The organism is Rhodococcus sp. WS3 (assembly GCF_003797085.1).
Classification (GTDB): Bacteria; Actinomycetota; Actinomycetes; order Mycobacteriales; family Mycobacteriaceae; genus Rhodococcus_F; species Rhodococcus_F globerula.
Window position 1 is genome coordinate 1018719 of record NZ_RKMA01000001.1, and the last position, 14677, is coordinate 1033395.

The window sequence follows — 14677 nt, forward strand, 5'->3', positions numbered from 1 at the left end:
TCGCCGTGGACTCTCGGTGCCACGTCATACGGTACGGTCCGATTCGCGTTATGGCACTAGATATTTGCCAAGAAGCCCCCACGAAAGGCATCCGCATGACACACGGCCAGAGCGTCGACCGCAACCTACTTCTGTCCGGGCAACAACGCCTCGACGCCCTGGGACCTCGATTGACCGGCACTGACGCACATCATGCGGTGGTCGAGGAAGTCGCCCGTGAGTTCGTGGATCTCGGACTAGAGGTACGCCGTGATTCACATACCTTCGAGCGTTGGGATCTACCTCAGCGTGCCGACGGACTGCGCATCGAACTGCCGACCGGACCGGTGCCAGTCTCGTCCGCATTCCCCTACTCCGGACTCACCGGACCGGCTGGGATCACCGCACGTCTGGTCTACCTGAATGCCAAGCGCCCCTCGTGGTCGAAGGCCAAAGGTGCTATCGCTGTGATCGAGGTTCCCCACGTCGACCTCCCGCGCTCGCTGCTGGTGAGTGAGTGGGGACCGATGGTGACGGACGAGACCCTGCGCAATCCGGTGCTCTCCGCGACGCTGTTGGGGCCGAAACTCGAGAAGGCCCGCAAAGCCGGTGTCCTCGGCGTGATCGCGGTGTGGCGTGGCATTGCGCCGGACAACGCTCTGGGACAGTATCTTCCGTTCACCCAGCCGTATCACGATATTCCGGCAGTGTGGGTGGCGGGTGACGAGGGCGCACAGGTCGTTACTGCCGCCCATTCCGGTCAGCAGGCGACTCTCGTTTTGGACGCAACCTTGCATCCCGGAACAACAACCGACACCGTCTGGGCCGTCTCCCCCGGCACTTCACCATCGGAGACGATTCTGGTCATCACCCACAGCGACGGCACCAACGGGGTCGAGGAGAACGGCCACCTCGGCATGATGGAGTTGGCTCGCCATGCTGTTGCACAGCCACATCGACGGTCGTACGTGTTTGTTCTGACCACCGGTCACCTGCGTATTCCCGCGGTGTCCGAACACGGACAGGCAACGTCGACGTGGCTGGAGGCCCACCCCGACATGTGGAAAGGCGAAGCGGGCCAGGCGCGTGCGGTGGCCGGGATAGCAATCGAGCATCTGGGCGCTCTCGGCGACACCGAGGACACCGTACTCGGCACCTATACGTTGGACGCGACCCCGGAACCGGAACTTCTCTACGCGACGAGCCGGGAAGTCCACGATATCGTCGCACCGCTGTGGCGCGACATCGGTAGCGGCGACCGTCGAATCGTCGCCCCCGGCCCCGTCATTCATTTCGGTGAGGGTGAACCGCTGTTCGAGCGCAAGATTCCGGCCGTCGCGTTGGTGACAGCGCCGCAATACCTGCTGGCGTTGCGCGAACCGGACACAGCCACACACGTGGACATCGACGTTATGGCGCAACAAGTCCAGAGCTTCCGCGATCTTCTCGACGCCCTCGACGCAACGGACTCCGCAGCGTTCGGCTCGGTAGTCGGGCGGACGGTGTTCGCGAAATTCTCGGCATTGTTGAAGCTGATGCAGATCCTGAAAAAAGCAAAAACCGCTGTGCGCCTTTATTAACCGACCGCGGTTAACAAAGGCGCACAGCAGTTTGTCCTACTTGTCGTGAATGATCACGCCACGGATGTTCTTACCGTCACGCAGATCCTGGTAGCCCTGGTTGACGTCTTCGAGGCTGTACGTGTTGGTGATCAGTTCGTCGAGCTTGAGCTGACCCGCATCGTAGAGACGCAGCAGGCGCACGATGTCGTACTGCGGATTCATGGATCCGAACAGCGTGCCCTTGATCGTCTTCTGGTTCAGTGTCAGGTCGGTACCCGACACGTGAACGGTCAGCTTGGCAGGATCGGCGAGTCCCGTGATCACCACGGTGCCGCCCTTGCCGATTACGGCCGTCGCTGCACTGACGACGTCCTCGTCGACGGTGCCGACCAGGATCAGTGCGGCGTCTGCGCCCTGGCCCCACGTCAATTCGTTGACCTTGACGGCAGCGCTCTCGGCGTCCGCAAAGGCATGGGTTGCACCGAATTTCAGTGCGGTCTCCCGCTTGAGCGCAACCGGATCGACCACAACGACGTACTTGCAGCCGGCCGAAACGGCGCCCTGGACCGCGTTGATACCGAGGCCACCGATGCCGTAGATCACCGCGGTGTCACCGGCGCGGAGGTTACCGGCGTTGACGGCGGTTCCCCAGCCAGACGGCACACCGCAACCGACGACCACTGCGGTCTCCAAGGGAAGCCAGTCGTCGATCTTGACGACCGAGTGCTGCGAGATGGTGGCCCGCTCGGAAAATGTTCCGAGCATGCACATTCCGCCGAAGTCCAGGCCGTTGCCATGGAACCGGAAGGACCCGTCCGGCATGGAACCTTCGAGGATGGTGGCGCCCATGTCACACAGGTTCTGACGACCGGTCGAGCAGTAGCGGCACGTGCCGCAGTTCGGGATGAAGCTACACACGACGTGATCGCCCGGCTTGACCTTCGTGACGCCGGGTCCGACCTCTTCGATGATGCCCGAGCCTTCGTGCCCACCGACAATCGGGTAACGCGGCGGGAGATCACCATCGGTCAGGTGCAGATCCGAATGGCACAGTCCGGCAGCGGTGTACTTGATCAGTACCTCACCCACGCCCGGGCCGTCGAGGTCGAGTTCCATGATCTCGAAAGGCTTTCCGGGCTCGAGCAGTACAGCAGCTTTGGTCTTCACTGGTGATCTCCTTGATTGTCGGACGAGAGAATGTGCGATGGGGTCGATCAGAGAGCGATGTTGACGGCCTTGGTCTGGGTGTAGAGGTCGATGGCGGATGCGCCGAGTTCGCGGCCCCAGCCGGACTGCTTGTATCCGCCGAAAGGCATCGCGGTGTCGAAGCCGTTGTACTGGTTGATCCACACCGAGCCGGCCTTGAGACGCTTGGCTGTGCGATGGGCCTTGGAAATGTCCCGGGTCCAGATGCCGGCGGCCAGGCCGTAGATGGAATCGTTTGCGGCAGTGATCGGTCCGTCGTCCGCGTTGAACGGCAGCGCTGCCACGACGGGTCCGAAGATCTCCTCCTGAACGATGGAGAATTCGGGCTTGACGTCGACGAAGACAGTCGGCTCGACGAAGTAGCCCTGATCGCCCCAGCGGTTGCCGCCGGTGAGTGCGCGTGCGCCGTCGGCGATTCCTTCGCGAAGGTATCCGGTGACCTTGTCGAACTGCTCCTGCGACACCAGCGGTCCGAGCTGGGTGGTGGGATCGAGGCCCGGACCGATCTTGACCTGGCTCGCAGCGTGCGCGACGGCTTCGGTGAACTTCTCGAAGATGGAGTCCTCGACGTACAGCCGGGTTCCGGCGACGCAGCACTGACCGTGGTTGAACAACCAGGCGTTGAGCGAACCCTCGACCGCTGCATCGAAATCCGCGTCGGCGAACACGATATTGGGGCTCTTGCCACCGAGCTCGAGCGTGACCTTCTTCAGGTTGCCCTTGGCGGCGTCGACGATCTTCTTACCCACCTCGGTGGAACCGGTGAACGCGACCTTGTCCACGTCGTCGTGGCCGGACAGTGCAGCACCTGCATCGCCGAAGCCTGGAACGATGTTGACGACACCGGGCGGGAAGCCGGCTTCTTCGAAGACCTCCGCGAGAAGCAGTGCGGTGAGCGGGGTCTGCTCAGCGGGCTTGAGGATCACGGTGTTGCCGGCGGCAAGTGCTGGGGCGAGCTTCCACGACGACATGAGCAGCGGGAAGTTCCACGGCACGATCAGACCACAGACGCCGATCGCCTCACGCAGTGTGTATGCGTGGAACTCGCCGCCGGGAGAGAAGGGCATGGACACGTTGACCGTGCTGCCTTCGATCTTTGTGGCCCATCCCGCGTAGTAGCGGAAAACGTCTGCGGCCCAGGCCACGTCGACTGCTGTGGCGATGGCGACGGACTTGCCGTTGTCGAGAGCTTCGAGCTGACCGAACTCTTCGGCGCGGGCACTGAGGATGTCGCCGACGCGCCAGATCATCCGCTCGCGCTCGTTTGCCTTCATGCGCGACCACGGTCCGTCTTCGAAAGCTGTGCGGGCAGCCCGTACTGCGCGATCGATGTCTTCGGCCTGGCCGTGCGCCACGTCGGTGAGCTTCTGCCCGTCAGCCGGGTTGTACGTCGAGAAGGTCTGACCCGAAGCGGCATCGACGAATTCGCCGCCTATGTATAGCTTTTTCGATCCGTTCAGGAATCCCTGTACCGCGGAACTGATGGTGTGCTCGGCTACTGCCGTCATCGGAAACTCCCTGAAGTAGTGAGGTGCGAATGTGATGCACGCCATACTTCCGCGCTTCCGGGGGTGCTAACTGTCCGAACTTTGTACAACTCAATTCGGACAGTCAACTACACAGTGATGTCGAGCGCCCGCATCCGTGTGTACAGGGTGCTTCGGCTGATACCGAGCTGCGCCGACGCGTGAACCTTGTTGCCGCCGCAGTCTTTCAACGCTCCGATGATCGCCTGACGCTCCGCTTTCTCCCGTCCTGCCAACCGCGACACCTTGGTGGTCGTGCGATAGTCCTCAGGCAGGTCGGTGACGTCGATGCGATTGCTCACGCGATCGCCCGCGGCGCGATGCAGCACAACTCTCAATTCGGCGAGATTGCCCGGCCAACTGGCCGCTGTGAGCGCCTCGGCAGCACTGGCGGTCAACCTCAGCTCGGGCGAGATCCCTTCCAGCATCGCCTGCGCCAACTCGGCAATCTCGGCTTGCCGCTCGCGCAGTGGGGCGATGACAACTCTGGAAGCGCAACGCGAGAGCAACGCCGCGATGGTCGGCGGTAGGTCTGCTACTGCTCCACTGGTCATAACGATCCTCGGCCCCTCAGCGCTGGCGTCGATCAAGTCCGCGATCATGGGCAACACCGAATCGGGAAGCAGCTGCACCTGTTCGATCACGACAACACCCGAGCGCCTTCGGGCAGCTCGCACGAGATCGGTGACCCATTGCTCACGGCCGTCGAAGGCGATTCGCGTGGCATCGTGCCAACTGGCGTCGACGCTCCCGACCACGTCCGATGCTGCCGAAGTTCGACCGGAACCTGCTTCACCCGAGATGGCAACTGCGGACGACGACGCCCGCGCCCGCATCAGATCGCGGCGCAGTCGTTCCCCCGGAGACGGAGTCCGCTCGTGCGTTCGACGAATTGGCGCCCGCTCACGCTGGAGTGGTTCGACCAGGAAAAGCGCTCCACCGTCGGCGCCGGAAATTCTGTCGGCTTGAACTCGCGCGAGTGCACCGGACGCCAATTCGACTGTTACCAATCTCGATTGGTCCGGGTTGAGGTCGGCGATCAAAGACCGGAGCGATACGTGGTCTGCGGTGTCCAGCAGATCCAACGCCGTTCGGTTGCTCAGCAAAATGTCGTCGCCGATGGCCGCGACGGCAATGTTGCGCTGATGCGACACTCTCTGGAATGCGTCGACCAACCGCTGCTCCGACGCTTTCGATCCCTCGAGTAGGCGCTTCTCGATGTCCGCCGCTGCCCTCGCAAGGAACGGCGCGAACAGCGGGTTAGCTTGCGAGACAACACCGGTCATGTCGAGAATGCCTTCGACCCGGCGAGTCACCGGGTGCAGAATCGGCTGTCCGTAGCAACTGAGACCTTTGAGGCTGTCGAGGAAATGCTCCTCGCCGTGGATCACCACGGCTCTCCCCACCTCGAGCGGCGTCCCGAGGGCGTTGGTGCCGGCATGTTCTTCACCGAATCGTGAACCGTTGACTACACCCAAACGCTCGATTGTCCGCTCGACCAGACGGTCCGAGTACACCGACGCGACAACGCGGCACTCCCGATCTGCCAGCAGGACACAGAATCCGGTGCCCGCGAGCTGCTGGGCAACTTCGTCGAGCACCGGAGTAGCCGCGCGCAGCAACCGGCTCTCGGCGTCCTGGTCGGCGGTATCCACTGCGATTGCCGCGGACGGGTCGACTCCGCTGAGCCGCGAGCGTTTCCAGGAAAGCGCGATCTCGGGCCGAACCGGATCGCGAGTTCCTGAAGAATCGAACACGACTCAGCCCTGCCCGATCAGTTCCATCGCCTGTTCGCGCATCGCGATCTTGCGCACCTTTCCGGTGACGGTCATGGGGAATTCGTCGACGACATGCACGTACCGCGGAATCTTGTAGTGCGCCAATTTACCTGTGCAGTAGGCACGTACGGCGTCGGCGTCCAGTTCGCGTGCGCCCTCGCGCATCTGAATCCACACCATCAACTCCTCGCCGTACTTGGCGTCGGGCACGCCGATCACCTGCGCGTCGAGGATGTCGGGGTGGGTGTAGAGGAACTCCTCGATCTCGCGGGGGTAGACGTTTTCGCCGCCGCGGATGACCATGTCCTTGATCCGTCCGGTGATCGCGACGTACCCGGCCTCGTCCATGACACCGATGTCGCCGGTATGCATCCACCGGGCAGCGTCGATCGCCTCCGCGGTCTTCTCCGCGTTCTCCCAGTAGCCGAGCATGACCGAGTACCCGCGCGTGCACAGCTCGCCAGGTTCTCCGCGCGGCACCGTCAATCCTGTTGCCGGGTCCACGATCTTGATCTCGAGGTGCGGCCCGACTCGTCCGACCGTCTCGGTTCGCTGCTCGATGGAATCATCCGAACGGGTCTGAAGTGACACAGGAGACGTCTCGGTCATGCCGTAACAGATGGATACCTCGGCCATCCCCATGCGATCGATGACCTGCTTCATCACCTCGACCGGGCAGGGTGAGCCGGCCATGATTCCGGTTCGCAGGCTCGACAGGTCGAATGTATCGAACTCCGGCAACGCCAACTCTGCGATGAACATCGTCGGTACACCGTAGAGGGACGTGCAGTTCTCCGCTTGCACAGCCTCGAGTGCCGCACGCGGATCGAATGCCGGACCCGGAATAACCATCGCGGCACCGTGACTGGTGCATGCAAGGTTGCCCATCACCATGCCGAAGCAGTGATAGAAGGGCACCGGAATGCACACGCGGTCGATTTCGGTGTAGTGGCACAACTCCCCGACGAAGTATCCGTTGTTGAGAATGTTGTGATGACTGAGCGTCGCCCCTTTGGGGAAACCCGTAGTGCCCGAGGTGTATTGGATGTTGATCGCATCGTCCGCAGACAGCGCAGCCTGCGCAGCGGCGAGAGGAGCCGGATCGCTTGCCTGCGCCGCCAACCCGTCCGCCAGCACGCCGTCCCACTCGGGTGAACCGAGCAGGATCACCGACGTCAGATCAGGGCACTGCGGCCGCACCGTCTCGATCATCGACGCGTAGTCCGAGGTTTTGAAGCTGGCCGCAGACACCAGTGTCGAGATTCCGGCCTGCTCGAGCACGTACTGCAACTCATGCGAGCGATACGCCGGATTGATGTTGACCAGGATCGCGCCGATCTTTGCCGTCGCATACTGCGTGAACGTCCATTCCGGACAGTTGGGAGCCCACATCCCCACCCGATCGCCCTTCCCCACACCACGGGAAAGAAGTCCGGCAGCGAGCCCGTTCACCTGCTCGGCGAACTCCCGGTACGTCCATCGTCGACCGCTGGCATGGTCGATCAACGCATCACGGTCGCCGTGCGCGGCAACCGTGCGATCGAGATTGTCTCCGATGGTGTCGCCCAGCATCGGACCGTCCCATACTCCGGACGTATAGCTGGGCAGCGGCGTACTCATGTGTTCTGTCCTCTCCGGTTGCCTGTTCAGGCACCTATGAGAGGGGCCGCCGCAGCGGACCCTCTCATCTACGAATTTACTCGATTCGGTGTGATGCACGACATACTTCCCGGTGCGGGGTGTCCGTAACTGTCTGAAGTCCGGACACCCCGCCCGACTCTGTCCTTACAGTGCGTGGTCCTTGGTCTCGACGAGCGCCCAGGTGCAGACGAGACTCACCACACCGAGGATTGCGAGCATGATTCCGATGGCCATGCTCCCGTAGGCCGAGGCCAGCGGGGCGGCGATCAGCGGCGGCACTGCGCCACCGAGCACTCCGGCGAGGTTGTAGCCGAGGCCGGCACCGGTGTAGCGGTAGCGGGTCTGGAACATTTCCGGGAGCAGTGCGCCACACGGGCCGTAGGCGATTCCGAAGATCATCAGAGTGCCGAACATTCCGAGGATGAATGCAAGAGGAGTTCCGGTATCGAGGAGCGGGAACAGAATAAGTGCCCACACCACAGCCAGACCACACGAGATCATGATGACCTTGCGACGTCCGATCCGGTCCGAGTACAGCGCGGAGACGATGATCGCGGCGCCGAAGACAAAGGCGGACGCAATACCGACGGACAGGACGAACGGGCGGGAGAATCCGAGCGTCTTGGTGCCGTAGCTCGTGAGGAATGCCGTACCCATGTAGAAGAAGGCAAACAGGCAGGCCAGCGCGCCGGCCGAGAGCAGAATTTCCTTGGTCTGGAAACGCCATGCATCCAGGAACGGGAGGGTGCGGGGGGCTTCGTTCTTCTCCGCTGCGACGCGATCAGCTTGCTCCGCCTTGAAGACCGGAGTTTCTTCGATAGCGAGGCGCATGTAGAGGCCGATACCGACGAGCACGATGGAGAACAGGAACGGGATTCGCCAGCCGTAATCGAGGAATGCCTGGTTGGTGTCGCCGAGAACTGCGCCGGTGATGAGGAACGTGCTGCTCGAGAGAACAAAAGCAATGGCCGGGCCGAGTTGCGGGAACATGGCGTAGAGGCCGCGTTTGCCGGGCGGGGCGTATTCCGCGGTGAGCAGGGTTGCGCCCGCCCATTCACCACCGACTGCAAATCCTTGACCGAAGCGCAAGAGCACCAAGATGATCGGAGCTGCAACACCGATTGTGTCGGCGCCGGGCAGCAAACCGATGAGCAGCGTCGAAATACCCATCAGCAACAGAGTGGAGATGAGCGTCTTCTTGCGACCGATGCGATCTCCGAAGTGCCCGAACAACATTGCGCCGACCGGCCGTGCGATGAAGGCAACGGCAAAGGTCGCGAACGACGCCACTGTGCCGGCAGTGGCCCCGAGCGCCGGAAAGAAGACCGTCGGAAAGACAAGCGCCGCAGCGGTTCCGTAGATGAAGAAGTCGTAGAACTCAATGGTCGTGCCGATACAACTGGCGATGGCAACTCGCCGCACACTCGTTGTCTTCGCGGGGGCTGCCGCAGTGCCTGCGGCACTCGATCCCCCTGCTGGAGAGACTGTGGTCACTCGATTCCTCCGTGGTCCGGTGGTGTTGCCCTGTGGGCTTCACCGTCGATAAGAGGAAAGGTAGTGATCCGGCTCACCCCCGCACTACCCCCGAAAGGGGGTGGGGGGTGATGCGCATCACGCTTCATGTCCTGAAGTAACGAGTTTCACTTCGCTGTGACACGACGAAGGCCGTCCGACTCCCGGGGGAGACGGACGGCCAACTGCGAGAAACTACGCTCAGTTCTCCGACTTGCCAGCCGCCTCGCACAACTCCTGGCGGATCTCCACCCACACCGTGGCGTACGAGTCGATTCCCTGTTCCGCAATCCACTTCGACTCCCCCGCTTGAACTTTCGCAAGCGCGTCGGAGAACAAGTCCTGATACCGCGACAGGCGCGGAACAAACGCGGACAGATCGTCGAACACGTTGGACGCGCGGCGATCCAGCTCTGCCAGCGACGCGGCGTCAGCACTGGCGAGGAGAGCTGAGAATTCCTCGTCCAACGGCAGGAAGGCTTCGAGGACCTCGAGAATCGAATCCTCGTCGATGGACACGCGCTCGGCATCGAGCTGATCGTTCAGCTCGGCGAGACCCTTGTCCGTCAGACTGATCTCATTGTCGCTCTCCACGGCCTTACCCTGTTCGACCAGGGCGTCGTACGCGGCCTGTCCGGATGCTGCACTCACTCCCAGGTGCTCGGCAAGAACACCCGATCCGACGCGTTCCTTGAGCCGCACCGACTGAAGCAGCGCCAATTCGTCCACGTTGCCGGCAAAGGCCATCGTTCTCTCCTCATCACGTGCCGCCTTGGCGGCTCTCACACTGGTGCGACATACCGAAACAGAATCGCAAGCCCTGACGGGCTCGACAGCAATCACATCACAGGAGCGGCCACACCAGCGCTGCTACCTGCGACCAGCGGCAAATCCGACGCAGCGGCTTTACCAGGCATACGGTATCTTTGGCGCGTGAAACCGCACCTTGTGTCCGTGGTAATCCCTGCGTATAACGCCATGGACCACATCGGCGAACAGCTGACCGCGCTTTCCTCGCAGGATTACGAGGGAGCACTCGAAGTCGTCGTTGCCGACAACGGTTCCACCGACGGACTCGCCGCGTACATCGCGACCCATCCGTCTACCGATGCCCTTTCCCTCCGCCTGGTGGATGCGTCGGCCGGACGGGGCGGCGGCTACGCGCGCAACGTCGGGGTTGCCGCATCCAGTGGTGATTTCATCGCATTCTGTGACGCAGACGATCGCGTCCACCCGTCGTGGCTCAGTGCGATCGTCCGCGCCGCCGAGAACTCGGATGCCGTTGGCGGAGTGGTGGAAACCGCGTCGATCAACTCGAGCGAGGTTGCCACGTGGCGCACTTTCACCGGAACGCAGTTCGGCAGTGAGGATTTCCTCCCCTACGGCATTACCTGCACCTTCGGCATCTGGCGCGCAGCATTCGACAAGGTGGACGGATTTGATCTCCGATACGTCAATTCCGGCGAGGATATCGACCTCTGCTGGCGCCTGCAGTTGACCGGCATGACGCTGGCACACGCACCCGATGCCGTGGTTGCCTACCGTCTTCGTGACACGTACCGAGGAACGTGGAATCAAACCCGCGCCTACGGAATCGCCACGGCGCAGTTGTACTCACGGTTCCGCCAACACGGTCAGCGCCGGACTGCCCCTCGTATCGTCGCCGCGACCCTCCTTGCCTTGCTTCTCTTCAACCCACTTGTACCCCAACGGATTTGCCCGATGCCTCGCGGTAAGTGGTTCGTCCACGCCGGCAATCTGGTGGGGAAGGTTCAGGGAAGCATCAGATATCGAGTGCTCTTCATCTGAGCACTGTTCTGGGCGCTACTCGAGGGTCAGCACCTCACCAGATGCCAACTGGTCTGCCCGCGACGTGTCTTTGAGGTCTACACCGGAACGCCCCAGCTTCCGGGCACCGGCCACCAAACCCGCGACAACGCGGGCTGCCTGCTCGTAGCCCAGACCTTCCGGTGGATGGATGTTGGAGATGCAGTTTCTGTCCGCGTCAGTGCGCCCGACTCGAGGAAGATGGGTCAGATAGATCCCGACGCTGTCGGCAACCGAGAGTCCAGGCCGTTCGCCGATCAGGACCACCGCAGTCTGCACACCCATCGCCGCCGCGATGTGATCACCCAACGCAACCCTCGCATTGGTCGCGATGACGGGCGGCGCAATCGAATACGTCGTTCCCAGCACGGCAACAAGCGCTGCGAGCAACTGCTCACCGTGATCCATGAGGGCGCGCGGTGAAAGTCCGTCCGCGAGAATGAATCCAATGTCCTGGTCCGACGTTTCGATCGCACGCAGATCAGCCGGCCGGCGTCCCAAATCGGGTCGGCGTAAGTACTCGCTCCGGGTGGACGCGCCGCTGGTCACCACCACGGGCGCTCCGATTCCGACGGCTTCGACCCGCCGAGCGAGAATCTCAGAATCAAGCGGTACGTGAACGGCATCCCGCGCGGCAGCGTGAGCGGCTTTGAACTCGAGTACTCGCGTGGTGGGCAACGAATCTCCGGTGCGGCCCAACCCGATTCGAGACTGCGTTGTCGAACGGAGCGGACTCCAGAAATCGACAACCGGTGCCGCGTCGTCGCTCATCGGTTCACCGTCAGGGCTCGCAGCGGCGAGAGCGAGGCGTCTACGGGCAGTAATCGTCCATCTCCGTCCGTCATCCCCAATCCGTGCAGCCATGCCTCGAACTCCGGGGCGGGTTGCAGCCCCAGCACCCGGCGCACGTACAACGCGTCATGGAATGCCAGACTCTGATACCCGAGCATCACGTCGTCCGCCCCGGGAACCGCGATCACAAATGCCGCACCCGCCACGCCGAGCAGGGTCAACAGGTTGTCCATGTCATCCTGGTCGGCCTCGGCGTGGTTGGTGTAACACACGTCAACGCCCATCGGCAGTCCCAGCAGTTTGCCGCAGAAATGATCCTCGAGGCCCGCTCGGATGATCTGTTTACCGTCGTACAGGTACTCAGGCCCGATGAATCCGACGACGGTGTTGACCAGGAGTGGTTCGAGGTCGCGTGCCACCGCGTACGCGCGCGTTTCGAGAGTTTGTTGATCGACGGGAGCGCCGCCGGTGCCGAGGTGAGCGCCGGAACTGAGCGCCGAACCCTGCCCGGTCTCGAGATACATGACGTTGTTCCCGACAGTCCCCCGGTTCAAGGACCGACCGGCTTCGTTACCTTCTCGGAGCAGCGGAATACTCACTCCGAAGCCGGAATTGGCGCCTTCGGTGCCGGCAATCGACTGGAAGACGAGATCGACCGGTACACCGGATTCGATCAGTCCGATCGTCGTGGTCACGTGGGAGAGCACGCAGGATTGTGTCGGAATCTCGAATCGCTGCCGGATGTCGTCGAGGAGGTGCAACAGATCCGATGTGGCCTGCGGAGAGTCCGTTGCCGGGTTGATCCCGATGACGGCGTCGCCGCAACCCAGGAGGAGACCGTCGAGCGTGGCCGCGGCGATTCCCCGCGGGTCGTCGGTGGGATGGTTGGGTTGTAGCCGGGTGCTCAGCCGACCAGGCAGACCGATGGTGGTCCGGAAGCCTGCGGTGACGTTGATCGCCTTCGCGACCGCAATCAGATCCTGATTACGCATGATCTTGCTGACCGCCGCTACCATCTCCGGGGTCAATCCAGGACTCACCGCCGCAAGTTGTGCCGCGGCACCTGGCGCCGACGCAGTCTCGAGGAGCCAGTCCCGCAAGCCGCCGACGGTCAGGTGCGCGATCGGTTGGAACGCCAGACGGTTGTGACTGTCGATGATGAGCCGAGTGACCTCGTCGTCCTCGTACGGAACCAGGAGATCTTCCAGAAATACTTTCAACGGAAGATCTGCCAGAACCCACTGGGCAGCAGCGCGTTCCGCGTCGGAGTGCGCCGCGCAACCGGCCAGTTCGTCACCTGATCGAAGTGGTGTCGCCTTGGCCATGAGGTCGACGAGACTCTCGAACGAGTAAGTCGTGCCCGAAACCTGTTGGTGGTACATGCTCATTCCAGTTCTTCTTCCGCCTGTGCAAGTACAGCAAACTCCTCGTCCGGCGAGTTGGCAACAAGATGATGTCGACTGTAGAGACCAAAATAGGCCATGAGAACACCGAACGCGACGAGCGTGAGAAGTGCTGCGATCGGATCGACCAGGAACGTGGCGACCACGGATATCGCTGCGACGACAAGAGCAAATGAAGTGGTGGCAATTCCGCCGGGAGTCCGATACGGACGGGGCATGTTCGGCTCCCGCTTGCGAAGCACGATGTGGCTCACCATCATCAGCACGTAGCTGACAGCCGCGCCGAACACCGCCATGTTCAGCAGCATCGCGCCTTCTCCGGTGAGCGACAGGGCAAACCCGATGACTCCGGGGACTACGAGCGCAAGTGTCGGGGCCTTGCGTTTGTTTGTCACCGACAGGTTCTTGGGCAGGTATCCGGCACGCGAGAGCGCAAAGGTCTGACGGGAGTACGCGTACATGATCGAGAAGAAACTCGCGACCAGGCCGGCGAGCCCGATGTAGTTGACAACCTTGGCGGCGCCACTGTCACCGAGCGCTTCGACCAGCGGGTTTCCGGACGTGGACAACGCGTCGGCACCCAATGCGCCGGTCGCCAGGAACAGAACGGCTGCGCCCGTGACGATCAGGATCAGCATGCTGATGATGATGCCGCGCGGGACGTTCTTCTCCGGCTCGCGCGCTTCCTCGGCTGCGAGCGGAACACCTTCCACCGCAAGGAAGAACCAGATCGCGAAGGGAACTGCCGCCCAGATTCCGATCAACCCGAAGGGCAGGAACGACGACGACCCGGCCGCGGAAGTATCGACGGCGATGTCGGTGAGATTCGACGAATCGAACAGTCCCACAGCGGAAACCGCAAAGACGACAAGGCCGACGAGAGCAATGGCGGTAATCACGAACATCGCCTTGAGCGCCTCACCGGCACCGGTGAGGTGAATGCCGATGAAGATCGCGTACACCGCGAGGTAGACCCACCAACCGTCGGTGATTCCGAACAGATTGAGCGACTCGACGTACGCACCGATGAACGTCGCAATGGCAGCCGGTGCGATGGAATACTCGATGAGAATCGCAGTGCCGGTGGCAAATCCACCCCACGGACCCAAGGCACGACGGGCGAACGTGTACCCGCCACCAGCAGCCGGGAGAGCCGACGACATCTCGGCCATGCCCAGCACCATCGCCAAGTACATGCCGGCGATGACAACTGCAGCAATCAACAGACCGCCGAATCCGCCCTCGGCCAGTCCGTTGTTCCATCCGGCATAGTCGCCGGAAATCACATAGCTGACTCCCAATCCGGCCAGCAGCACCCATCCTGCCGTGCCTTTGCGGAGTGTTCGTTTTTCGAGATACGAATTGTCTTCTGCATGAAAATCGGCGCCGTCGTGGTGCGCGCCCGTCGACTTGTCCGGCACGTGCTCGGAAAGAGACATGTCCATCCTCTG

General features: G+C 62.3%; 11 protein-coding genes. 2 read left to right on the forward strand and 9 right to left on the reverse strand.

Going from position 1 to position 14677, the window contains the following annotated elements; translation table 11 throughout:
• Positions 1–95: 95 nt before the first annotated feature.
• Positions 96–1559 (forward strand): hypothetical protein, encoded by a 1464-nt coding sequence (locus tag EEB13_RS04510; protein WP_141484694.1) that lies wholly within the window; start codon positions 96–98, stop codon positions 1557–1559.
• A gap of 36 nt (positions 1560–1595) precedes the next feature.
• On the opposite strand, the gene EEB13_RS04515 is transcribed toward EEB13_RS04510, so the two are convergent.
• From EEB13_RS04515 to EEB13_RS04540, 6 genes are all read right to left on the reverse strand, one after another.
• The gene (locus tag EEB13_RS04515) at positions 1596–2708 is read right to left on the reverse strand and encodes an NDMA-dependent alcohol dehydrogenase (protein WP_033236951.1); all 1113 of its coding nucleotides are present in this window, start codon (positions 2706–2708) and stop codon (positions 1596–1598) included.
• Positions 2709–2755: 47 nt separating this feature from the next.
• The gene (locus EEB13_RS04520) at positions 2756–4255 is read right to left on the reverse strand and encodes an aldehyde dehydrogenase family protein (RefSeq protein WP_033236968.1); all 1500 of its coding nucleotides are present in this window, start codon (positions 4253–4255) and stop codon (positions 2756–2758) included.
• A 107-nt stretch (positions 4256–4362) separates the two neighbouring features.
• The gene (locus EEB13_RS04525) at positions 4363–6030 is read right to left on the reverse strand and encodes a sigma-54-dependent Fis family transcriptional regulator (RefSeq protein ID WP_141484695.1); all 1668 of its coding nucleotides are present in this window, start codon (positions 6028–6030) and stop codon (positions 4363–4365) included.
• Between the two features lie 3 nt (positions 6031–6033).
• On the reverse strand, positions 6034–7671 hold the full coding sequence (locus EEB13_RS04530) for an AMP-binding protein (RefSeq protein WP_141484696.1): 1638 nt from the start codon (positions 7669–7671) through the stop codon (positions 6034–6036).
• Positions 7672–7836: 165 nt separating this feature from the next.
• Positions 7837–9186, reverse strand: a complete 1350-nt coding sequence (locus tag EEB13_RS04535) for an MFS transporter (protein ID WP_045070869.1) — start codon at positions 9184–9186, stop codon at positions 7837–7839.
• A gap of 219 nt (positions 9187–9405) precedes the next feature.
• Positions 9406–9951, reverse strand: coding sequence for a hypothetical protein (locus EEB13_RS04540; protein WP_033236954.1), 546 nt, complete (start codon positions 9949–9951; stop codon positions 9406–9408).
• A gap of 186 nt (positions 9952–10137) precedes the next feature.
• Between EEB13_RS04540 and EEB13_RS04545 the strand changes: the two genes are divergently transcribed.
• Positions 10138–11013: a glycosyltransferase gene (locus EEB13_RS04545; protein ID WP_141484697.1), complete on the forward strand. Its 876-nt coding sequence runs from the start codon at positions 10138–10140 to the stop codon at positions 11011–11013.
• Positions 11014–11028: 15 nt separating this feature from the next.
• On the opposite strand, the gene eutC is transcribed toward EEB13_RS04545, so the two are convergent.
• Genes eutC through eat form a run of 3 tightly spaced genes read right to left on the reverse strand, consistent with a single transcriptional unit; the run spans position 11029 to position 14671 of the window.
• Positions 11029–11802 carry an ethanolamine ammonia-lyase subunit EutC gene (eutC, locus tag EEB13_RS04550; RefSeq protein ID WP_116101666.1) on the reverse strand — a complete coding sequence of 258 codons (774 nt, stop codon included), beginning with the start codon at positions 11800–11802 and terminating at the stop codon, positions 11029–11031.
• Positions 11799–13211: an ethanolamine ammonia-lyase subunit EutB gene (locus EEB13_RS04555; RefSeq protein WP_045070874.1), complete on the reverse strand. Its 1413-nt coding sequence runs from the start codon at positions 13209–13211 to the stop codon at positions 11799–11801. Before EEB13_RS04555 ends, eutC begins: the two co-directional genes overlap by 4 nt.
• Entirely contained in the window at positions 13208–14671 is a 1464-nt protein-coding gene (gene eat / locus EEB13_RS04560) for an ethanolamine permease (RefSeq protein WP_092801744.1), read from the reverse strand. Before eat ends, EEB13_RS04555 begins: the two co-directional genes overlap by 4 nt.
• Positions 14672–14677 lie beyond the last annotated feature (6 nt).